The 21,363-nt window shown below is 61.7% G+C and carries 18 protein-coding genes and 1 tRNA gene; 10 read left to right on the top strand and 9 right to left on the bottom strand.

Annotated features, from left to right (window positions below; translation table 11 throughout):
- Positions 1–40 precede the first annotated feature (40 nt).
- Positions 41–643 (top strand): 2-hydroxychromene-2-carboxylate isomerase, encoded by a 603-nt coding sequence (locus tag E4T66_RS19040; protein WP_136851273.1) that lies wholly within the window; start codon positions 41–43, stop codon positions 641–643.
- The gene (locus E4T66_RS19045) at positions 630–1,121 is read left to right on the top strand and encodes a gamma-glutamylcyclotransferase family protein (protein ID WP_136851274.1); all 492 of its coding nucleotides are present in this window, start codon (positions 630–632) and stop codon (positions 1,119–1,121) included. Before E4T66_RS19040 ends, E4T66_RS19045 begins: the two co-directional genes overlap by 14 nt.
- Before the next feature lie 6 nt (positions 1,122–1,127).
- On the opposite strand, the gene E4T66_RS19050 is transcribed toward E4T66_RS19045, so the two are convergent.
- Both E4T66_RS19050 and E4T66_RS19055 read right to left on the bottom strand, forming a co-directional pair.
- Complete coding sequence (locus tag E4T66_RS19050; protein WP_136851276.1) at positions 1,128–1,547, bottom strand: DUF4282 domain-containing protein; 420 nt, start codon at positions 1,545–1,547, stop codon at positions 1,128–1,130.
- Between the two features lie 39 nt (positions 1,548–1,586).
- The gene (locus tag E4T66_RS19055; RefSeq protein WP_136851279.1) at positions 1,587–2,822 is read right to left on the bottom strand and encodes a DUF445 domain-containing protein; all 1,236 of its coding nucleotides are present in this window, start codon (positions 2,820–2,822) and stop codon (positions 1,587–1,589) included.
- A 268-nt stretch (positions 2,823–3,090) separates the two neighbouring features.
- On the opposite strand from E4T66_RS19055, the gene E4T66_RS19060 reads away from it, so the two are divergent.
- The 7 genes from E4T66_RS19060 to E4T66_RS19095 all read left to right on the top strand — a co-directional run bounded on the left by E4T66_RS19060 (position 3,091) and on the right by E4T66_RS19095 (position 13,214).
- Entirely contained in the window at positions 3,091–4,104 is a 1,014-nt protein-coding gene (locus E4T66_RS19060) for an AraC family transcriptional regulator (RefSeq protein WP_136851281.1), read from the top strand.
- 145 nt (positions 4,105–4,249) lie between these two features.
- Complete coding sequence (locus E4T66_RS19065; RefSeq protein ID WP_136851283.1) at positions 4,250–4,462, top strand: hypothetical protein; 213 nt, start codon at positions 4,250–4,252, stop codon at positions 4,460–4,462.
- A gap of 11 nt (positions 4,463–4,473) precedes the next feature.
- Complete coding sequence (locus tag E4T66_RS19070; RefSeq protein ID WP_136851285.1) at positions 4,474–5,502, top strand: hypothetical protein; 1,029 nt, start codon at positions 4,474–4,476, stop codon at positions 5,500–5,502.
- Between the two features lie 152 nt (positions 5,503–5,654).
- Positions 5,655–7,841: a DUF1302 domain-containing protein gene (locus E4T66_RS19075; RefSeq protein ID WP_169577723.1), complete on the top strand. Its 2,187-nt coding sequence runs from the start codon at positions 5,655–5,657 to the stop codon at positions 7,839–7,841.
- Positions 7,842–7,918: 77 nt separating this feature from the next.
- Positions 7,919–9,469, top strand: coding sequence for a DUF1329 domain-containing protein (locus tag E4T66_RS19085; RefSeq protein ID WP_248679802.1), 1,551 nt, complete (start codon positions 7,919–7,921; stop codon positions 9,467–9,469).
- Positions 9,470–9,499: 30 nt separating this feature from the next.
- Positions 9,500–10,609 carry a WD40/YVTN/BNR-like repeat-containing protein gene (locus E4T66_RS19090; RefSeq protein WP_136851289.1) on the top strand — a complete coding sequence of 370 codons (1,110 nt, stop codon included), beginning with the start codon at positions 9,500–9,502 and terminating at the stop codon, positions 10,607–10,609.
- Between the two features lie 25 nt (positions 10,610–10,634).
- The gene (locus E4T66_RS19095) at positions 10,635–13,214 is read left to right on the top strand and encodes an efflux RND transporter permease subunit (RefSeq protein ID WP_136851291.1); all 2,580 of its coding nucleotides are present in this window, start codon (positions 10,635–10,637) and stop codon (positions 13,212–13,214) included.
- 139 nt (positions 13,215–13,353) lie between these two features.
- On the opposite strand, the gene E4T66_RS19100 is transcribed toward E4T66_RS19095, so the two are convergent.
- Positions 13,354–14,229: a MerR family transcriptional regulator gene (locus tag E4T66_RS19100; protein ID WP_136851293.1), complete on the bottom strand. Its 876-nt coding sequence runs from the start codon at positions 14,227–14,229 to the stop codon at positions 13,354–13,356.
- 174 nt (positions 14,230–14,403) lie between these two features.
- On the opposite strand from E4T66_RS19100, the gene E4T66_RS19105 reads away from it, so the two are divergent.
- Positions 14,404–15,243 (top strand): metal-dependent hydrolase, encoded by an 840-nt coding sequence (locus tag E4T66_RS19105; protein WP_136851295.1) that lies wholly within the window; start codon positions 14,404–14,406, stop codon positions 15,241–15,243.
- 60 nt (positions 15,244–15,303) lie between these two features.
- On the opposite strand, the gene E4T66_RS19110 is transcribed toward E4T66_RS19105, so the two are convergent.
- The 6 genes from E4T66_RS19110 to E4T66_RS19135 all read right to left on the bottom strand — a co-directional run bounded on the left by E4T66_RS19110 (position 15,304) and on the right by E4T66_RS19135 (position 21,312).
- The gene (locus tag E4T66_RS19110; protein ID WP_136851297.1) at positions 15,304–16,512 is read right to left on the bottom strand and encodes an acyl-CoA dehydrogenase family protein; all 1,209 of its coding nucleotides are present in this window, start codon (positions 16,510–16,512) and stop codon (positions 15,304–15,306) included.
- 11 nt (positions 16,513–16,523) lie between these two features.
- Complete coding sequence (locus E4T66_RS19115) at positions 16,524–17,819, bottom strand: acyl-CoA dehydrogenase family protein (RefSeq protein ID WP_136851535.1); 1,296 nt, start codon at positions 17,817–17,819, stop codon at positions 16,524–16,526.
- Between the two features lie 65 nt (positions 17,820–17,884).
- Entirely contained in the window at positions 17,885–18,445 is a 561-nt protein-coding gene (locus tag E4T66_RS19120; protein WP_248679804.1) for an SRPBCC family protein, read from the bottom strand.
- A gap of 28 nt (positions 18,446–18,473) precedes the next feature.
- Positions 18,474–20,294: a long-chain-acyl-CoA synthetase gene (locus E4T66_RS19125; protein ID WP_136851301.1), complete on the bottom strand. Its 1,821-nt coding sequence runs from the start codon at positions 20,292–20,294 to the stop codon at positions 18,474–18,476.
- A gap of 149 nt (positions 20,295–20,443) precedes the next feature.
- Positions 20,444–20,815 carry a hypothetical protein gene (locus tag E4T66_RS19130; RefSeq protein ID WP_211243035.1) on the bottom strand — a complete coding sequence of 124 codons (372 nt, stop codon included), beginning with the start codon at positions 20,813–20,815 and terminating at the stop codon, positions 20,444–20,446.
- Positions 20,816–21,238: 423 nt separating this feature from the next.
- Positions 21,239–21,312: transfer RNA gene (locus tag E4T66_RS19135), tRNA-Gln, on the bottom strand.
- Between the last annotated feature and the right edge of the window lie 51 nt (positions 21,313–21,363).

A 21,363-nucleotide genomic window follows, 5' to 3' on the forward strand; every position in this document is an offset into this window, starting at 1 on the left:
GTTCCGGCTACGCTATTCGACCAAGCCACAGGAGCACTCCATGCCCCGCGTCGTGCAGTTCTGGTTCGAATTTGCCAGCACCTATTCCTACCCCGCAGCGATGACACTGGAGGCCGCAGCCGCAGCCGCGGGTGTGTCAGTGCAGTGGCGCGCCTTTCTGCTGGGGCCGGTCTTCCGGGAACAAGGCTACGACAGCTCGCCGTTCATCCAGTTTCCCGCCAAGGGACGCTATATGTGGCGGGACATTCAGCGCCTGTGCGCTCGCATGGATCTGCCGTACCGGCAGCCGTCGTCGTTTCCACGCACCAGCGTGAGCGCGGCACGGATCGTCGCCGCGTACGGCGACGCGCCGTGGATCGGCGATTTCGTGCGCGCGGTGTATACCGCAAACTTTGCCAACGATCAGGACATTGCTGATGACGGCGTCATCCAGACCTGCCTGGTCTCGATCGGCCAGGACGCCGACACGCTGCTGGCATCCGTCGCGCAGTCGCCCTTGAAGGAACGCCTGCGCCAGAACACCGACCAGGCGCGCACGCTCGGTATTTTTGGCGCACCCAGCTATTGGGTCGACGGTGAGCTGTTCTGGGGCAACGAGCGTCAGGCTGACGCTCTGGCATGGGCCTGCGGTGAACGCATTTGAAGCCATTGCGCGGCCCGCTTCGATGATGGCGCGCTGTCCGCTACTGATTTATGGCAGCCTGCTGCATCCAGACATTCGACACGCCCTGCTCGGACGTCCGGTCCCCGCGAGTCCGGCGTGGCTCTATGGTTATCGCCGAATCGCCCTGCGCAGCGAGGCCTTTCCCGCCGTGGTGCCCGCGATGCCGGCTGCTTTGCCACGCACCGCTGTGCAGCTGAAAGAAATCCCCGGCGCTCTTATCCGGATCAGCCCACGCGAACTGCGCGTTCTGGACGCCTATGAAAACGATTTATACGTTCGGAGACGGGTACACGTCCGTGACGAAACCGACAACGCACGCTGGGCCTGGTGCTATCTGCTGAAACCCCAGTGCCGACGCGCAGCCAGTAACCGTGCATGGTCGCTGTCGCGCTTCGAACGTCGACATGCGGCGCGCTCGATCATCGAAGCACGGAGATTTCGTGTTTCGCGTGGCTGAGACGGATCACTCGCGCGGGCGCGGCTTGCCGCTCCCGCCGAGCAGCCCCTTCCAGAACTGGATCCGCGGCAGACCGCTGGCGATGTCTCCGGTATGACCCGCCATCTCGCTGACATTCACCGCCAGCCTGAACACCACCATCAGGAATTCAAGTCCGATCCGGCACAGCGTCACCAGCACCACGAAGCCCACAGGGGCAACCAGCAGCAGACGAAACAGGCCTACCGCCAGCGATTGCGTGAATCCTCCAATCGCGTAGGTCAGCATTCCATATGCGCTGGCAGCAATCGCCAGCATGTACAGCGTCGGCAGCATGCGCGGCGTGATCAGTTGCTCAAAACGCAGATCGAGCAGGCTGCGCAGAAAATCGCGCGCGCTGTCCAGCAGCGCAGACACGGTCAACCGTGTGGGGTCTTCAGGGGACATCGCAGGAGATTCAGGCGTTAGAGAAACTTCAAGGACAGACTAGAGCGCAAAGACCAGCACCAGCTGTGCCATCCCTGCCGCTGCTCCCAACGCGGCACCCACCAGGATCAGTTTCAGCTCGTCCTCCTGGAAGCACGGACGTAACAGATCCTGAAACTCTTCCGGTGGCAGCTTTTCCATGCGCGACTGGATCACCTGCTGCATCAGCTGACCGCGCTCCCGCAGAAAATCACGATCCTCGAACGGCAGGCCGGCCTCGGCTTCGGCCTTGGCCGCAACCGAATCCTTGATCTGGGCGAAACCGGCAGGGCCCAGCGTGGTCTGCACCGCCAGTTTGGTCATACCGCCGAGCCCGCCGGCGACACGATCCACCAGCGGTTTGACGTGCCGCCGCAACAAGGCACGCGACCGATCCTGGTACGGTCCGTTCAACATCGCGTCGATCAGCAGCGGCAAGGTCACGATCTCTTCAATGACAATGCGGCAGAACGACTCCGAAACCGCCTTCTGCCGCTTCAGAAACAGACCCTGAATCGAGAACGGCCCCAGCTTGATCGGATTCAGCGGCCGGAAGATCAGATTCAGTGCAATCCAGTTGGTGGCATAGCCCACAATCAGTCCCGCCAGTGGCAAGGTCCACCAGACCGGATAGAAGTACCACTGGACCGCCTGGATCAAGCCGAACGCGCCGCCAAAGTACCAGCCGGAGCGGACCAGGAAGCGGAACTCCACCTCGCCGCACTCCAGAAAAACGCGGTTCAAAAGGACCTTGTTGCGCTCCAGCTGATCCTCGACCATCGGCTTCATGTCGAGCAGATGATCGATATTGAGCGTCACATCCTTCATCAATGCGTCGACCTGCTGCGGCATCTGCGAGCGTACTCGCGCGTAGATCTGACGACGGACGAACATCGGAAGATTGGCCCACAGCACCGGATAGTGCTCATTCATCAGCTCGTCGACCCACGGCTCCAGCATCGGATCGACGCCAACCACGATCTGATCGGCAATTTTCTTCGGATCCAGCACCTCGATCAGCTCGTGCAGCGTGATCAGCTTGGACAGAATCGACTGCACCGCAAGACCCGCCATGCGCCGCGCCTTGGACGGGATGATGCCCTGCCAGCCCAGATACGGTGGTTTGACGCCAACGAATTCCAGCGGGTGGAATGTCATCCACACCGCCAGCCAGTTGGTCACGCCGCCGACTGCGGCGGCAACCAGCGGAATGCTGAGCGTCTTCCAGATCGACTGTTCCGCTGCAATTTCAAACATGGCAACTCCGCGGCCGGCGCGCTGCGCCAGCGGCCCGGCAACGTGAATGGATGGTCCCCGCAGCGCCTCGTTCAAGCTTTTAATAGTGCGCTCGGACGTGAACTTAACACTGCGGATCACCCTCGCCAACTGACCGATGAATGACCTTCGACTGTCATTCCGGCAAACTAGCCCGGTGTCGTGAATGCGGCCGGCCGCGGAACCCGGAAGGATCGGGCTCCCGTACCGACCCCGGCGCGCACTCATAACAAGAAGGGTCAAACGGGTGATGCGGGACTCCGGACAATTTCTGCTGGTTGTGCACGAGGCCATGGTCAAGGCCGGCATCGACGTCAACGCGATTTACACCCGGCTCGGTTACGACGCCGAGAAGCTGCCTCTGCGGGAACTGCGCACGCCGCACCAGCAGCAGGCACTGTTCTGGCAGGTGGTCGAGGGCGTAACCAGCGATCCCGACGTCGGCCTGCACCTGTGCCCCCACCTGCCGCTGTTCCGCGGCGAGGTGATCGAATACCTGATGTTCAGCAGTCCCACCTTCGGCGAAGGCATCCTGCGCGCGCTGAAGTACATCCGTCTGGTCAGCGACGCACTCAGCGTTCGGCTGGTCCATGACGAACAGGGCGCACGCATTGCCGTCATCGGCAGCACTCTGGACGCACCGCAGCTGCGCCATACCGAGATCTGCGTCGTTTACGAGCTGATCCAGTTTGCGCAGTCCGTCACCGAACTGCGGTATGCGCCGCTGCGGGTCAAACTGCGCTGCAGCCGCCGCAGCCCGCAAAGCGATTACGACGCGGTCTTCGGCTGTCCGGTCGAATTCGACGGGCTGGAAAGCGAGATCTGGTTCAACCCGGCGCTACTGGAATTTCGCTCACCCCGCTGGGACCCGGATCTGCTGAAGCTGCACGAGGAATTCGCGCAGAAACGCCTGTCTGACCTGCACCGACGCGACCTCGTCGAACAGATCCGCAAGGTGCTCTCGCAGCGGCTGGAACTGGAAACCTGCGACCTCGATGATGTCGCCCGCGAAGTCGGCCTGGCCCCGCGACGCCTGCGCTTCGAGCTGTCGCGTGCGGGGACCAGCTTCAGCCAGATCGTCACCGATTTCCGCTATGCGCTCGCGCGCAAGCTGCTGGCCCGCACCGAAGAGCCGATTGACAACATTGTCTATCTGACCGGCTTTTCCGAACCCAGTACCTTCTACCGTGCCTTCAAGCGCTGGTGTGGCATGACACCGGTACAGTATCGCGAGTCACATCGCGCCCCACCCGCGGGATCCTGAGTCAGCGATTTCCGCGCGACCTTGCGGACACGCGGCGCGGCGGCAGGGTCAATGCAAGCCGGCGCGATTGCGCATACTGTGTTCGGGATCGACCGCACTAGACGGATCGACGAATCCAGTATGAAGGCCATTTGGAGGAGAACGAATGTCCGCTGCGCACCCCCTGGCCGATGAGCTGGGCTCACAGCCGTTGCCTGCGCTCGACGCGCTGACGACTGCCGAGATCGAACTGCTGCGCCAGAGTATCCGCGCCGCACGTGTGCACCAGAAACAACAGCTGGCCCGCGCCTTCGAGGCCGCACTCGGACACATTCCCGCACTGCTGCGCGGTCCCGTGCGCAAGATCCTCTTCCCGTAGAGGCGAGCGCAATGGCGACGTTGGCCCAACACGCAGAAATTCTGAAGCTGGCGCGAGTGCTCGCGACCACCCCGGGGCAGCTGGCGTATCTCGAAAAGCTGGATGCAGCATCCATTCGGCAGCTGCGCGAACGCATTACTGGCAGCCTGTTTGACGCTGACCAGCACCTGTTCCACCGCGTCGCCGCCTCCAGTCGTCTGCTGCCTGGAAAGATCACCGCCCTGATCGCGGAAAAAGCACTGGGCTCGCTGCTGTGTGCCCGCATCGCCGGCTTGCTGCCAGCGGATCGTGCGGTCGATATTGCCAAACGTCTGCACACACCCTTTCTGGCCGACGTCTGCCTGGAGATCGACCCGCGCCATATCCGCGAGCTGATCGCGGGAATGCCGCTGGACCGCGTGGTCGATGTCGCACGGGAGCTAGCCGGCCGCCGCGAACATATCGCCATGGCCCGCTTCGTCGATTGCCTGCCGGAAACCGCGATGCGCGCGATTCTGGCCGCGCTGCGCGACGACGTCGCGTTGCTGCAGATCGGTTTCTTCGTCGAGGACCCGGCCCAGCTCAGCGCAGTGATCGCGATGCTGCCGGACGCCCGGCTGCGCAACATGATCGCTTCGGCCATCGAGGGCGACGACGAGCTGTGGCCGGAAGCGATGAATCTGATCAATGGCATCGCCACCCCGCAACGCCGTCACATGGCGGCGCTCGCCGCCGACCTGGGCGATGCCATGCTGACGCGCATGCTCGAACGCACGCACCGCCAGTCGCTGTGGCCGGCATTGCTGCCGATCGTCGCTGAAATGGCGACGGCGCAGCATGCACATCTGGCGCGTCTGGCCGCGCTGGACAATGACGCCATGCTGGAGTCGCTGATCCTCGCTGCGCATCAAGGCATGCTATGGCCGCAACTGCTGCCCCTGGTCGCCAACATGCCGTCACCGACCCAAAGTCGTGCGGCCAGCATCGCCGAACGTCTGGGGCCGGATGTGGTGACGCAATTGACCCAGGCCATCCGCACCGCCGCCTCACCGGCCGCTTGAACACAGGTCAACCAGAACATTGACTGATGACAATGTCAGCAATCAATGGCAAAGTATCCGGCATAGTACGGCTCCGACAGGAGCCGAAAAAGTTGCCGGCAAATGGAATTTCGCCGGTGAAATACCGGTCATCGAGTGCTCGGGGGAGAACGATGCGCGGATTGATTCTGGTCGGATTCGGAATGGCGGGCGTGGCTTGCTGCGGCTCAGCGACAGCATTCGAGTTTGATTACGGCGATATCAGCGGCAGCCTGAAAACGCGAATTTCCTTGGGCGCATCGTGGCGCATCGAGAATCGCGATCCGCGCCTGATCGACAAGAACAATCTTGACCCGACCCTCTGCGGCAGCGGTGTCAATGACGCCTGCCTCTCGTTCAACGAGAACGCCAGCCTGAATCAGAAGTTGGTCGACGCGCCAGGTTCGTTCTTTGCCCTCAACAAGGACGACGGCAATCTCAACTATGACCAGGGCGATATTGTCGCAGCAGTGTCCAAGGTGAGTTCGGAACTGACCACCTCCTACGGTGACTGGACCTTCAAGGCCGGCGGCACGGTGTTCTTCGATCCCGTCAACTACGACTTCGACGAATTCCATCCAGACACCACCTATCAACCGCGCCGCACGCTGCGAAACGACACCGTCGAACACAATGTCGGCTACGACTACACGATCGGAAATCTGCTGGTCAGCGGCGTATTTTCTCTGTTCGATCACGAGTTCTCGGCTGCCGTCGGTTATCAGCACATCCGCTGGGGTGAATCGACCCTGATTGCGCTCAACAGCATCAGCGAACTCAACGCTCCGGACGCGCGTTACCTGTATCAGCCGGGCACACAGATCGCAGCAGTATTCCGTACCACCCCCGCAGCCGTGTTGACCACGGCGCTGAACGACAGTGTCTCGATCGATCTGGTCTATCAACTCGCCTGGGATGGCGTTGTCGTTCCCAAGGGCGGCAGTTTCTTTGCACCGTTTGACGTCATCGGCCGCGACACCGCGCAGCTGACCCTGGGCCAGTTCCACGAAGACCCGGACGGACTGCAGCGGCTGCCCGGCATTGGCGCAGACATCTCCGACACTTCGGTGGCGGTTTCGGTATCACAGAAGGAGGGTGAACCGCGCGATGACGGCCAGTTCGGCGGCAAGCTAACGTGGTACGCGGCCGACTTCAACGGCGGCACTGAATTCAGTTTCTATGCGCTGAATTACCACAGCCGCCTGCCGTATCTGAGCATGTATGCCGCAGACCACACCTGTATCCAGGACAGCACCACCGATGTGCTGAAGGCCACGGCCGACTGCGACGGCATGAAACTGACTCCGAACGGCCTCGAACCTGCACCGATCGACAGCTCCCGGATCTTCCTCGACTACCCCGAGGACATCCAGATGTACGGCATCAGCTTCAACACCACGGTCGGCAAGTGGTCGCTCGCCGGCGAGGTGTCGTATCGCCCTAATCTGCCGGTACAGATCCAGATCACCGATGTTGTCTTCACTGCATTGCAGCCGGCTCTACCGGCCAATGACATTGTGCTGGGACTGGGTTCGGTATCGCAGCTGACACTGGACGGCCTGATCTCGCTGGGACTGGAACCGGGCACTGCATTGGCGGTCCTGACGTCGCCGTCGACGCTTAACCTGCTGGGCCAGATCGCCGCCAACGCCGGCAGCGATTTTGCGCTGCCCGCTCGTGATCATGCAGTCCCAAGCTATCTGAAGGACTACCGCGGCTGGGACACGGTGCAAGCCAACCAGCTGATTCGAGGCTATGAACGCCTGCAAGTGATGCAGATGGACATGACCGGCATCCGCATCTTCGGCAACAGCGAGAACCCGATCGGCGCAGATCAGGTCACGCTGATCACCGAGGCCGGCTTTACCTGGGCCATGGACATGCCGGATCGCAGCAAGTTGCAGTTCGAAGGCGGCGACTACAACAACACGCACGCCAGCCCCGGCGCCGACGGCAGCGGCGGCTTGCCCGCCGATGGCTCGCCGGCAACCATGCGCCTGAACCCGAAGCAGCAGACCAGCGGCTTTGCCGACGACTTCGCCGGCGGCTATCGCATCATCGTCCGCGCCGAATACAACAACCTGTTGTTCGGCTGGACCTACAAACCGCAGATCGTCTGGTCGCACGACGTCTACGGCATTGCGATCAGTCCGTCGCAGAACTTCATCGAGGGCACGATGCTTTATCAGCTCGCCACCGATGTCGAAATCACCAACAAGCTCGGCGCTCAGGTGTTCTACCAGGGCTGGGCCGGCGGCGGAACCGTCAACGGCTACAAGGACAAGGACTTCGCAGGATTTGCGGTGTCGTACACGTTCTGAGCAAGCGATACCGGGAACAGCAAGACAATCAAACGGCCACGGTCGCGCGATAACGGGTTTGGCAAGGAGAGAGGCGCATGATTCAAAAAAGACATTGGTGGATACCGCTGATTGCGGCTGCGGCACTGGGTTCGACTTCGGGCGCGTTCGCCAAAGCGTCGGCTGACGAAGCCGCACGCCTCGGCAAGGATCTGACGCCGGTCGGTGCGACCCGCGCCGGTAATGCCGATGGCAGCATTCCGGAGTGGATCGGCGGCAAATATTTCGACGACACCATCCGCAAGCAGACTCCGGCCAGTCTCGAAGCACTGCGCCAGCAATTCGAGGACGTGCGCACCAAGAGCCCGCAGGACTTCGACGCGTTGCTGAAGTATCTCGATAATTTCAAGATCGAAGACTATCCAGCGATCTCCAAGCAGATCGACGCGATCATCGCCAAGCTGCCCGCGGACCAGCAGGCCCTGGCCAAGAAGCAGCGCGAGCAGATCGGTGGCGGCGGCAAGTACGAGGCCCCGCAGTTCATCATCACCAAGGACACGATGGCGAAGTACGCCGAGCACCTGACCGAAGGTCAGAAGGCGATGTTCGCCAAGTACCCCGACTACCGGATGATCGTGTATCCGTCACTGCGCACGGCCTACTTCCCGACGGAAGTTGAGCAGGCCACGATCAAGAATGCGACAACAGCCTCACTCAAGGGCACTGACGAGGTCGAAGGTGCTGTGCTCGGCTTCCCGTTCCCGATTCCGAAGAGTGGCGCTGAAGTGTTGTGGAACCACAAAATGCGCTTTCGCGGCAGCGCCGTGCGACGCTACAACAATCAGGCGATTGTCAAACTCGATGGCAGCTACAAGATCAGCAAGCTGGTCGAGGATGTGAAGTTCAAGTACGCCAACCTGCAGGAAGCCAATCCGGGCACCAAGATCCTGCTGTATTACCTCTCGGAAGTGCTCTCGCCGCCGCGTGTTGCCGGACAGCTGATCCTGGTGCATGAGACTTCGGGAGCCGAAGGTAGCGGCCGCGATGCCTGGATCTATAACCCGGGTCTGGGTCGCGTCAATCGCGCACCTGACGTCGGCTACGACAACCCGTACATCGGCACCGACGGCGAGCAGTTCAATGATCAGGTCGACCTGTTCAATGGCGCACTCGATCGCTACGACTGGAAGCTGGTCGGCAAGAAGGACATGTACATCCCGTACAACTCCTTCCTGATCAACGCGCCGTTGATCAAGTACAAGGACATTATCCGTCCGGGTCATATCAACCAGAACCTCGCGCGTTACGAGATGCATCGCGTCTGGATCGTCGAGGCTACGCTGCGCCAGGGCCTGCGCCATCAGTTCAAAAAGCGCCGCTTCTATGTGGATGAAGACAGCTGGGCCATCGCCGCGGTGGACTGCTACGACAACCGCGACCAGCTGTGGAAGGTCCAGGAAGGCCAGTTGATCACGGTGCCGTTCGTGCCGACAGTGACTGCGATCCCCGAAATCATCTATGACCTGCAAAGCGGGCGTTATTTCGTCACTGCCCTGCAGAACGAGGACAAGATCAGCGACTTCAAGATCGACTTCAACGATCGCGATTTCGCGCCCAATGGTCTGGCCCGCAAGGCTCAAAGCAAATAACGCGTCTGCCGTATCTCGGGGGAGAAGACGATGACTCAGAAGCACGAACGCAGCCGCGTCTGCCGTATTGGCGCGGCTACGCTAGGGGTCGTGAGCGTTCTGTTTGGAACGCTGGTGTGGGCTCAGGACGATGAGGTCGGGATCGACACGACACTGGAGCCGCGCCCGGCGGTAATCGCGCCACGCTCGGAGTCATCGCTGCTGCTGGACATCACACGCGCCGGCGACCACTACGTGGTCGTCGGTCAGCGCGGAAATATCCTGCTGTCCGCCGATGGCACACAGTGGAAGCAGGTTCCTGTTCCCAACGACGCAACCCTAACCCGCGTTCGCTTCGTCGACGCGAATACCGGCTGGGCCATCGGCTACGACGGCACGGTACTCGGCACCACTGACGGCGGCGAGCACTGGACCCTGCTGCAGCACGACGCCGCCTGGGGCAAGCCCTACTACGACATCCATTTCTTCGACGCCAGCACCGGCCTGCTCGCAGGCGCCAACGGCGTGCTCAAGCGCAGCAGCGACGGCGGCATGTCCTGGCAGGACATCGATACCGACGCCCTGGAAGACGGCCCCAATCTGTACAACCTGATCACGCTCGGCGACGGCAGCCTCCTGCTGGCTGGCGAACGTGGATTCCTTGCACTTTCAGGTGACCGCGGAGAGACCTGGCAGCGTCTGAAGTCGCCTTACACCGGCTCGTTCTTCGGCGCACTGCCGATCAACCCGTCGGGGGCCGTGATCTTCGGTCTGCGCGGCAACGCGTTCTACGCAGCAGATCTGGCACAAGCGGCGATCCTGACGCCGGAGGACGTCGAGGCGATGCGCGAGGCCGCGTTTGATCCCGAGGCCGCCACCGGTGCCGCCAACCCGGTCAGTACCGTCGCTGGCTGGACCGAACTGGCCAGCGATTCATTCGAGAGTTTGTTCGGCGGCACGCTCACAGCGGACGGCACCGTGCTGCTGTTCGGCATGAACGGACACGTCATGCAGGCCGATCTGACGCAGGCCAAGCTGTCGCGCCTGCCGCTGGATGCAAACGCCAATACCGACATCAATATGAATGCCGGCCTCGTCGCCGGAGACAGCCTGATCGTCGTCGGCACGTCCGGCGTCCAGCGCCTGCACTGGTCGCACTGACCACCTATTTCGGGGGAGATACGTCATGGCAGGAGCCGCTATCAGCGGGCCGATTACCGACCGCATTCTGCGTGTGGTGGAGCCGATCATCTACGGCCGCCGTCACATCACGCACATCATTCTGATTCTGCTAACCGCGTTCTTCGCATTCCAGACCACGCGCCTGCAACCGGATGCCGGCTGGCTCAAGTCGGTGCCGCTGAATCATCCTTACATGCAGAAGTTTCGCGAGTACTACCGAGACTTCGGCGGCGCCAACAGCGTGCTGTTCGCGCTGATCCAGAAGGACGGCGACATCTACAACGAACACTTCATGGACCAGCTGCAGCAGGCAACCGATGACGTGTTCTTCACCCCCGGCGTGGACCGTGCGCGCGTGATGTCGCTGTTCACGCCCAACGTCAACTATGTCGAGAACGTCGAGGGAGGCCTCGCCGGCGCGACGGTGATTCCACCGGACTACAAACCGACACCTGAGGTGCTCGAAAAAGTCCGCTCCAATGTCGCCAAGGCGCAGGTCATCGGTCGCCTGGTCACCAACGATCAGCGCGGCGCGATGATCATGGCCGAGCTGCTGGAAGTTGATCCGCGTACCGGCGAGAAGCTCGACTACCGCGAAGTCGGCGGCTATCTCGAGAAGCTGCGCGCGAAGTACGAGAAGGACGGCATCACGGTCCACATCATCGGCTTCGCCAAGATCGTCGATGACATGACCAACGCGTCGCTCGAAGTCGCCGGCTTCTTCGGGCTGACATTGATCATCACCGGTCTGCTGCTGTGGGCCTACTGCGGCTCATGGAAGCTGGGCATCATTCCGCTGGGCTCCTCCATCGTCGCCGTGATCTGGGAGATGGGTCTGCTGCGCTCGTTCGGCTATGGCCTGGATCCGTTCGCGATCCTGGTGCCGTTTCTGATCCTCGCGGTCTCGGTCAGTCACGGCGTTCAGTACGTCAATTCCTGGGTCGACGAAGTCCACGCCGGTCGCAACAGCTACGACGCCTCGCTGGAAACCTTCCGCCGTCTGGCGATTGCCGGCACCATCGCTCTGGCCACCGATGTGGCCGGCTTTGCGACGATCTACCTGATCGAAATCCAGATCATCCGCGAGATGTCGATCAATGCCGTGCTCGGCGGCCTTGCGATCATCATCGCCAACAAGATGTTCGTGCCGATCTGGCTGACGATGATCCGGCTCAAGGATGTCAACGCCTTCATCGAGCGCCAGAACAAACGCGACGCCGTGCTCGACAAACTCTGGTGGCGCATGTCGGGCGTAACGCGCACACCGGTTGCCGCGACCGTGCTGATCATCTGTGCGGTCATTGCCGGTTGGGCGTTTTGGGCCAAGGAGGACCTGAAGATCGGCGATGCGCTCAAGGGCGTCCCCGAACTGCGCCCCGATTCGCGCTTCAATCAGGACTTCAACGCGATCACCGACAATTTCCAGATCGCGGTCGACATCTTCAAGGTCATCGCCGAAAGCAAGCCCAACGGCTGCATCGACTACCAGCTGATGAACCAGATCGACCGTTTCACCTGGCAGATGGAAAACACCGCAGGCGTGCAGTCGACGCTGTCGCTGCAGACCTTCGCCAAGCTGGTCTACCAGGGTCTGTCCGAAGGCCGCCTCAATGCGCTGGTGCTGCCGCGCAATCACTTCGCATTGGCACAGGCTACCGCGCTGGTCCCTACCAGTACGGGCCTGCTCAACGATGACTGTGATGCCCTGGCGGTCTACATGTTCACCAAGGACCATCGCGCCGAAACGATCAGCCACATCGTCGACGAGGTGAAGAAATTCAACGCGGAGAACCGCGCGGACTTCTTCGCACGCGCGACCGATGTGACGCCGGAATACTGCGACACCAAGTACGACACGTTCCAGCAACTCAAACGCGCCAATGCCGAGGTGTTTGCGTTGGCCGAAGACAGCGCACAGGACCCGGAGAAACTGCGGCAGGCTCAGGAGCAGCGTAACGCGCTGCAGTCCAAGTACGACGAGATGAGCCACGATTGCCCGGTCAACTTCGCGCTCGCCACCGGCAATGTCGGTGTCATGGCGGCAACCAACGAAGTGGTCAAGGCCGAGGAAGGCCAGATCGTGCTTTGGGTCTACGCCGTGATCCTGGTCCTGTTGTGGCTGTCGTTCCGCAACTGGCGCGCCATCGTCTGCGTCGTCCTGCCGCTGGCCCTGGTCTCGGAACTGGGTTACGGCGTGATGGCCACGCTCGACATCGGAATGAAAGTCGCCACCCTCCCCGTGCTGGCACTGGCGGTCGGTATCGGCGTCGATTACGGCATCTACGTCTACGGCGTCATGGCCGGCGCGCTCGATGAGGGCAAGCCCCTGCGTCAGGCCTATTACGAAACGCTGCGCGGGACCGGCAAGGCGGTCATCTTTACGGGCCTGACTCTGGGCGCCTCGGTCCTGACCTGGCTGATGTCTGAACTGCAATTCCAGATCGACATGGGCAAGCTGCTGCTGTTCATGTTCACTGCCAACATGCTGGGCGCGATCTTCGTGCTGCCGTCCATCGCAGCGTTCCTGCATCGGACCCCGGAAGCCGGCGAAAGTCATCTGGCCCATATCCGCCCGGAACCCTGATCAGCGATTCAGCCGGTTGAATCCCTTTCAATGCGGGGCGAAAGCCCCGCATTTTTTCTTGCTTGCATGTTCGTGAAGCCGGACACCCTCGTGCATTCAGGCAAAGGCATCAGCGGGAGCGCCCGAGCGCTGCGCGCGACTAGGCTTTCTTGCGTCCGCGGACGCGGCTGGCGTCAACCTTTTCCGGCTTCACCGTCGAGCGTTGTGACAACTGATCGAGCACTGCAGCCAAACGATCGCCCATGTGCGCCGTGGCAGCGATCTCCATCGCCCGCGCCACTTCAGAGAGCACGGCCATCTCTACCAGCGGCCGCAGCCGCCAGATGATGTCGCCGAGGCGCGCGACTTCTTCAGACGGCGGCAGGCCTTTGCCGTAACGATCGAACAAATACTTCTCGACCAGCTGCACCATGCGCTCGGAAGCCAGCTCCACGTTCGCCCGCAGGTGGCTGACGACATCCAGCATCTCGTCCAGCGGAATACCTGCCTTCACCAGTTCGGCACCGGCCTGGATCATGCGAGGACTCGGCGCACGGAAACGCGCGCCCTCGGGCACCAGGATTTTCAGATCGGAGGCCTTGACCAGCCAGCGCACATCGAAGCTGCCGCCGAACATTTTTACCAGCTCGGTCAGCGAAAACTGCTTCGGGACCTCGTCGGTCCAGGGACTGGATACCGCCGACTCGAGTCCGAACACACCGGCCAGATCGGACCCACGCTCCCACGCCTCCAGCAGTTCACCGATGCTGCTCAAGGTAAATCCGCGCGCCAGCAGCTGGCCAATGATGCGCAGCCGCGAAAGATGCGCCTCACCGTATACCGCAATGCGACCGCGGCGCTCCGGCGGCGGAATCAGGCCGCGATCCTGGTACGCGCGCACATTGCGCACCGACGTGCGTGCTGTTCGTGCCAGCTCCTCGATGCTGAACTCGATACTGCGCCGCGGATCTTCAACCGCGGCGTCCGGCTCTGCACGAGCCTTGACGGAGGCTTTTGATTTTCTTGGACTTGCCATGCCGCGATGATAGCCCGAGCGCCACCCGCTTGGCGAAACGTGTCAGTCAGCAGTGCAGCGCAACGCCTATTTGTTGCGCGACGACAGCCAAGGGAAATCAATACTTCCAAGAATTGACAAAGATCGACCATATTGCCATTGTTCAATGACATTGTTCCATCAACGGAAACACACATGCTTCCGACCCGTCGTGACCTGCATTTTCGGCTCGATCCAAACCTGATCTGCACCTGGCGCAATGCCGATCGCAAAACCACCCATTTCTACAATGCGCTGTCGATTTTCTTTCCTGAGGGCGAGCGCTTCTTCATTCACAGCGTGCGCCACTACCGCGATCGCATCAGCGACCCTGAACTGCAGCAGGCGGTCACCGCCTTCATCGGCCAGGAAGCCATGCACGGCCGCGAACACACCGAGTACAACGAAGCCATGCAGGCCGCCGGACTGCCGGTTCATGCACTCGAATCCATCGTCACTGCACTTCTGGAGCGTCTGAAGCGGAAACTGCCGGCGCAGATGCAGTTATCCACGACCATCGCCCTCGAGCACCTGACCGCGATCATCGCCGATGCACTGTTGAACCACCCGCAGTGGATAGACGACGCGGATCCGAATTACCGCGCGCTTTGGCGCTGGCACGCGCTGGAAGAAACCGAACACAAGGCAGTCGCCTTCGACGTCTACGATCGCGTATTCGGTCGCGGCACCGCCGCCTATCTGCAGCGATGCACGGGCTTGATCGGCGCAACCGCACTGTTCTGGCCGCTGGTGCTGGCCTTTCATCTCAGCCTGATCCGGGCCGATCGGAAAGCGCCGCGCATACGTGGCTGGGGCGATGTGGTCTCGATGCTTTGGCATCCCAGGGAAGGCCTGTTTCCGAACATCGCGCGGCCATGGCTGGACTATTTCCGCCGCGACTTTCACCCATGGGATCACGACAACCGCGCGCAACTCGAGCGCATGGCCGAATGGGTTGCGCCGATCAAGATCTCGGAACCGGCTTTGGTGGCCTGAGACCTCAGCCTGCGGGAACGAAAACGCCCGCTAACGCGGGCGTTCTCGTGAAGTACAGCCTCAGTGTAATTCGCTGGAGGTCTTGCCGAGCAGACGTCGAGCCACAATCAGCAATTGGATCTGCTGCGTGCCTTCAAAGATGTCCAGAATCTTGGCGTCGCGCGCCCATTTCTCCAGCAACTCACTTTCACCATAGCCAACACTGCCACACAGTTCGACGCACTTGAGCGCGATGTCGACGCAGCTGCGTCCCGCCTTGGCCTTGGCCATGCTGGCCTGCAGTGAATTCGGCTTGCGATTGTCCGCCATCCACGCAGCCTGCAAGGTCAGCAGGCGCGCCGCCTCATAGTCCGCCTCCATTCGCAACATTTCGGCCACCGCCGCCGACTGCACCAGCGCCGGACGATCGTAGTCCACCTCCACCCCCGCTTCACCGAGGATGCGCCGCGTCTCATCAAGGCACGCACGCGCCAGACCCACGCCCATCGCAGCAACCAGCGGACGCGTGTTGTCGAAGGTTTGCATGACTCCCGCGAAGCCCTTCTCGACATTGATTGTCGGCTCGCCGAGCAGATTCTCCTTGGGCACCCGACAGTCACGCAGCGCAAACTGCGCGGTATCCGAAGCGCGAATGCCCAGCTTGTGCTCCAGGCGCACCAGCTCGAATCCCGGCGTGCCCTTCTCGACGACAAAGGACTTGATCGCGGCACGACCGGCGTGGCGATCCAGTGTCGCCCACACCACCACCAGATCAGCGCGCTCGCCGGACGTGACAAATATCTTGTCGCCATTGAGCACATAGTGATCGCCGTCGAGCGTCGCCGTGGTGCGAATCGCGGCCGAGTCCGAACCACAGTGCGGCTCGGTGATGGCCATCGCGGCCCAGCGCCCTTCGAAACGCTTGAGCTGTTCATCGCTCGCCACCGACGCGATCGCCGAATTGCCCAGTCCCTGGCGCGGCATCGTCAGCAGAAAGCCGACGTCGCCCCAGCACAGTTCCATCGCACCGAGGGCGGTCGACATATTGCTGCCGTTGCGATTGCCGTCGGAGTCGAGCTTGTCACGCCGCACGCCCGCGGCGCCGGCTCCTTCACTGCCGCCACCCGCATTCATGCCGTCGAGCAGCGCGCCGAGCATGTCGAGTTCCTTCGGATACTCGTGTTCCGCCAGATCGTAACGACGCGAATTGGGACGGAAGATCTCACGCGCGACCTGATGCGCCTGTTCAACCAGCATGCGGAATTTCTTGGGCGTTTCGAGATTGATCATGTTCGACTCCGTCAGACCAGCAATACGCCTTCGACGACACCGGCCGCACGCAGATCGCGATACCAGCGTTCGACCGGATGCTCCTTGACGAAGCCGTGCCCTCCAAGCAACTGCACTGCGTCTGATCCGATCTGCACGCCTTTCTCGATACACAGTCGCCGCGCAACCGCTGTCTGCTGCGAAAACGCCAAGCCCTGCTCGGCACGGCTCGCGGCACGCAAGGTGGTCAGACGCATTCCCTCAAGCTCGATCCCGATATTGGCCACTGCAAATGCAACCGACTGGCGATGGCTGATCGGCTCACCGAACGCGGTACGCTCATTAACGTAGGGAATCACGTAATCCAGTGCCGCCTGTGCCGTACCCACTGACAGCGCACACCAGCCAAGGCGGCCAAGATTCAGACAGTCCCGATAAACCTGAGCGTCGGCATCGGCGATCAGCGCCGTGGCCGGCAGCTGCACTCCCTGAAGATGAACGCGCGCGGTGGACGCTGCACGCAGCCCCATTGCCGGCTCGGCTTCGATGCTGAGGCCTGCGCTCGACGACTCAACCAGAAACAGCGCCGGCCCACGGCCCTCAAGTTCAGCCGCAATGATGAATAGCTCGGCGCTTGCAGCTCGCGGCACCAGCGACTTGACGCCGTCCAGTACAAAGCCGCCGCCGACCGCGCGTGCACGCGCGCGCAGCGCCAGAGGATCGAACAACGGCTGCGGCTCAAGAATTGCCAGTGCAGCGCCCGGCGTATGTTCACCGGCGAAGGCGGGCAGATAAGTCGCCTGCTGCTCCGGATTGCCCCACAGCACCAATGCATTGGACACCGCCGAAGGGGCCAGGCAGGCCACAGCCAGCGACAGATCGCCCTGCGCCATCGCCTCCGCGATCAGCACATTGGTCACCGCGTTGCGCTGAGCGCCCGCACCCCCCAGCGATTCGGGGATGCCGAGTTGGGCAATACCCAGTTCCGCTGCAGCGGTCAGCAGCTCATCCGGCGCCGATGTTGCGGCATCGGCAGCTGCGGCAGCCGGGCGCAACTGCTCTTGCGCATAACTCAGTACCGCTTCGCGCAACATGACCTGATCGTCGTCCGGAGTCAGATCAAACAGACTCCGCGATGGCGCACCTGCCAGGCGTGCCGGTTTCAATAAGGTCTGGGTCGCCTTGAAACTGCGGCCAACAGCGCCCGCGGCACGAAAGCCGACACGTGCGCCGGTGTACATGGCGCGCTCGGTAGTGCGCCGCAGACCCAGCTTGTCGACCAGCGGCAAGCCGGCGAGCCGGTTCAGCGCACGCAGCCCCAATCCCATCGCGTTCGACGTCAGACTCATGTCGCTCTCCTCGGTGTATTTTCTGCGCGTGTATGACGTCCCGATCAGCTCATCGCGTCGCGTGTCTGCTCGAGAAAGACATCCACAAGTCGCGTGAATTTGCCCTGGATGAAGGGCGGCGCGACGAGACGATAGATCAGCGGCACCGGCACTTCTCGAAGCTGCCCGCGCACTTCAAAGTCGAGCCGCGTCGCCGCGCCCGCATCGACCAAACTGAATTGCCCTTCAATGTGTGCGTTGCCGTGCCCGGGCACGGGCTTCCAGCTCAGGCGCCCATTTCGCGGGTCAACCTGATAGCGGGCAGCGTAACTGACCTGGTGTGCAATGTTGGCGATCTTCGAACCGATTGGGGCCATCTCCCACAGGAATGCATCCTCTCCCAAGGGCGTCAGTTTGCGCAGCTTGGGGAAGCGTCGAATCGTCTGCTCGTAATTTTCCAGCAGGGAATTGACGCGATCGATCGGCGCAGGAACTTCGACACTGCGTGCAATACTGATTTCGATTTTCATGCCGCTCCTTCCTTCGGCACCATTCGAAGCTAGCGTGGCAGCTCGACCGGCGTTCAACCTTGGCCGACTGAACACGGTCACGGTCGGTGCGGCCAATCACGGCACACACCGATCGTCATGCTCGCTAAACGCGCACGCTGCCGTCCCGTATCCCGGCCAGCAGCGAGTCAGTCAACGGCTCGTACCCGCGAGCACGGTCGACCAGCACGTACAACGGCTCCGACACAACCGATGGATCGAAACCCTGCTGCTTCAGGTCGCTCTTGCGGAACTTGAACGTAGCGGTGGTCTCATGCTCTTCGCGCATCCGCAGGAAAACCGGCACCGCATAAGCAGGCAGCTGTGTTTCCAGATGCGTCGCCAGCGCCTGCATCCGCTGGGGTGTCACCTCACCATCCAGCGTCAGAGCGGCCATGCCGGCACGTCCATCGGTTCCGGGAATCTGCACGCCGTAAACCACGGCATGTTCAACCCCGGAGAACCGGTTCAATGCCGCTTCAACTTCAGTTGTCGCAACGTTCTCGCCTTTCCAGCGGAAGGTATCGCCAACCCGGTCGACGAACTGAATGTGCCGATAGCCCTGGTCGCGAACGAGGTCGCCCGTGTTGAACCAGCAGTCGCCACGCTTGAATACATTGCGCACCAGTTTGGCCTCGCTGGCGCCCGCATCGGTATACCCGTCGAACGGCGCGGCATCGCTGACTTCGGTCATCAACAGTCCGACACCGCCCCGCGCCACCTTGCGCATGAATCCCTTGGCGCCGCGTCTCGGCTTCTCCTCCTCGGCGTCGAACTCGACGATCGCAAACGCCATCGGACAATAGCCCGCGGTGCGATCGACATCGAAGCCGTTGGAAAACGCCAGGTTGCTCTCGCTGGCGCCGTAGAACTCGCAGACCCGGTCAATGCCGAACCGCGACTTGAAGTCGTCCCAGATTTCCGGACGCAGCCCGTTGCCGACGATCACGCGCACACGGTGATCGCGGTCACGCGGACTGGCCGGGCGGTTCAACAGATAGCGGCACAACTCGCCGATGTAGCAGAACGCTGTCGAGCCCGTAACCCTGACTTCATCCCAGAATTTGGACGCACTGAACTTGCGCCCCAGTGCGAACGTTGCGCCGGCACCCAGTACCGCGCCCCACGACACCGTCAGCGCATTGTTGTGATACAGCGGCAGGCAGCAATACAGCGTGTCATCTGCGTGCAGCCGTAACGTCATCTGGCCGAGACCAGCCATGCCGCGCAACCAGCGGTAGTGCGTCATCACCGAGGCTTTCGGCATTCCGGTCGTCCCGGAGGTAAAGATGTAGAAGCATGGCTGGCGCATCGTCACCCGTTGCGCCTCAGGTGGATTGGCGGCCGAAGCGGTTTGAGTCAACGCATCAAGACTCTGCCAGCCTGCGGGCGACTCATCCGGATCACAGCACAGATGCACGAGACCATCGGCCTCGCCAGGCGCAAAGCCCGTACCTGCCAATGTCTCCGCTCCCTCTGCCGAAGAAACCACCACCTTGGCGCCGGTCAGACGGAGGCTGTGTGCCAGCACCTCGCCACGCTGATTGTGGTTGATCATCGCCGCAATGGCGCCCAACTTGACCACGGCAGCGGCACAAACCAGAGACTCCGGCCGATTATCCAGCAGAATCGCAACCGCGTCCCCAGCACCTACACCCGACCGCCTCAAAACTTCCGCAACGCGGTTGGCCCAGGCGTTGAACTCTGCGTAAGTCCAGCTGCGGCCTTCGAAAACGAGCGCCGGCTGATCCGGCGTGGCGTCAGCCCAGTGTTGCAGCCGCAGGCCGATTGAACCGACTCGATCAGGCTTGGCCCGCAGCAATTGGTAAAGGCCACGGTTGATCGTCCATGAATCCGGCAATGCGCCGGCAATGCCCCGAACCAGATCACGAAAACGGACCACGTCACGCGCTTGAACGTCGCTCATGCGCGTACACCGGCATTTGGATTCGGTGTCATTGAAAGTCTCCCCCGCACGGAATCGTTTGAATCCGTCGACTGTCGGCGTTTGCGGGGGGTGATGCAATCGCCGCGATGACAGCCCCAGCTGTCGAGACGGCGCGCCAGCCGAAAAACTCAGGCTGCCTGAGCGGCCAACGGGGGCGCCACGGCAGCACTGCGACCTTGATGGAGGCAACGCTCAAGCCAGCGATACAGCAGCTCCCGTGCCGCGTGATCCGGCTTCTGCTTGGACGTTTCGCGTTCCGCAACATCCAGAATGCGCAGCAACACCTCATGCGTCAGCGTATCAGGCTGCGACATACCCGACTGAATCAGCTCCGAGCGAATCATCAGACGGATCGGCTCCAGCAGACCGCGCAGCGGATGTCCCGGCGTCGCAAAAGTCTCCCACGGAATTGAAGAACCCGGCATGGCCCGCAACGTCTCCAGTGCGACCGTCCAGAACACCTCGATCGCCAGCTCAAGCCGCTGTGCACCCGGCCGCATTCCTGTAGTCACTCGCAGCATGCGATTGCGCAGGCTTTCAAGGAAAGCTCGCGGTGCAAGGCCTTGGGGAATTGTGAATTCGGAAGCTGACATCGCCGGGGCAACCCGTACCCGCTTTGTGTGGGGAAACGTATTGCATCCTGAGGCCTGTCAACGCGCCGTCACAGTCCAGCAACGACAAAGGGAAGTGCCGTACCGACCAGCGGCAAGTGGCCGCACACAACAGCCGCCACGGCCAGGAGTCTCTCTACGCGCACGCCGAACTACGAAGGACTCACCTCGCCCCAAGCGCCCCCCAATTTTTGATACGCAAACTGTAGTCCCGGATTAGACACCTCCGGAAGCGTCAGGCACAAAAAACCCCGCATTTCTGCAGGGTTATTTGTGCTTCCGGTCTGACTTGGAACACCTCGGAAGCGGTGTTGGCTGGGGGACTAGGATTCGAACCTAGATAGGCAGAGTCAGAGTCTGCAGTCCTACCATTAGACGATCCCCCAATGAAGCGGCGCACGGTGACTTGTGCTGTGGGTCTGCAATTATAACCTGCA

It is taken from the genome of Sinimarinibacterium arenosum (genome assembly GCF_005047655.1).
Lineage (GTDB): Bacteria > Pseudomonadota > Gammaproteobacteria > Nevskiales > Nevskiaceae > Solimonas.

What these genes read in the sequence shown, in the direction of transcription:
- E4T66_RS19040 (WP_136851273.1), top strand. Translation starts at nt 41, where the DNA reads ATGCCCCGCGTCGTGCAGTTCTGGTTCGAATTTGCCAGCACCTATTCC.
- E4T66_RS19050 (WP_136851276.1), bottom strand. Translation starts at nt 1,547, where the DNA reads ATGTCCCCTGAAGACCCCACACGGTTGACCGTGTCTGCGCTGCTGGAC.
- E4T66_RS19055 (WP_136851279.1), bottom strand. Translation starts at nt 2,822, where the DNA reads ATGTTTGAAATTGCAGCGGAACAGTCGATCTGGAAGACGCTCAGCATT.
- E4T66_RS19060 (WP_136851281.1), top strand. Translation starts at nt 3,091, where the DNA reads ATGCGGGACTCCGGACAATTTCTGCTGGTTGTGCACGAGGCCATGGTC.
- E4T66_RS19065 (WP_136851283.1), top strand. Translation starts at nt 4,250, where the DNA reads ATGTCCGCTGCGCACCCCCTGGCCGATGAGCTGGGCTCACAGCCGTTG.
- E4T66_RS19070 (WP_136851285.1), top strand. Translation starts at nt 4,474, where the DNA reads ATGGCGACGTTGGCCCAACACGCAGAAATTCTGAAGCTGGCGCGAGTG.
- E4T66_RS19075 (WP_169577723.1), top strand. Translation starts at nt 5,655, where the DNA reads ATGCGCGGATTGATTCTGGTCGGATTCGGAATGGCGGGCGTGGCTTGC.
- E4T66_RS19085 (WP_248679802.1), top strand. Translation starts at nt 7,919, where the DNA reads ATGATTCAAAAAAGACATTGGTGGATACCGCTGATTGCGGCTGCGGCA.
- E4T66_RS19090 (WP_136851289.1), top strand. Translation starts at nt 9,500, where the DNA reads ATGACTCAGAAGCACGAACGCAGCCGCGTCTGCCGTATTGGCGCGGCT.
- E4T66_RS19095 (WP_136851291.1), top strand. Translation starts at nt 10,635, where the DNA reads ATGGCAGGAGCCGCTATCAGCGGGCCGATTACCGACCGCATTCTGCGT.
- E4T66_RS19100 (WP_136851293.1), bottom strand. Translation starts at nt 14,229, where the DNA reads ATGGCAAGTCCAAGAAAATCAAAAGCCTCCGTCAAGGCTCGTGCAGAG.
- E4T66_RS19105 (WP_136851295.1), top strand. Translation starts at nt 14,404, where the DNA reads ATGCTTCCGACCCGTCGTGACCTGCATTTTCGGCTCGATCCAAACCTG.
- E4T66_RS19110 (WP_136851297.1), bottom strand. Translation starts at nt 16,512, where the DNA reads ATGATCAATCTCGAAACGCCCAAGAAATTCCGCATGCTGGTTGAACAG.
- E4T66_RS19115 (WP_136851535.1), bottom strand. Translation starts at nt 17,819, where the DNA reads ATGGGATTGGGGCTGCGTGCGCTGAACCGGCTCGCCGGCTTGCCGCTG.
- E4T66_RS19125 (WP_136851301.1), bottom strand. Translation starts at nt 20,294, where the DNA reads ATGAGCGACGTTCAAGCGCGTGACGTGGTCCGTTTTCGTGATCTGGTT.
- E4T66_RS19130 (WP_211243035.1), bottom strand. Translation starts at nt 20,815, where the DNA reads ATGCGGCCGGGTGCACAGCGGCTTGAGCTGGCGATCGAGGTGTTCTGG.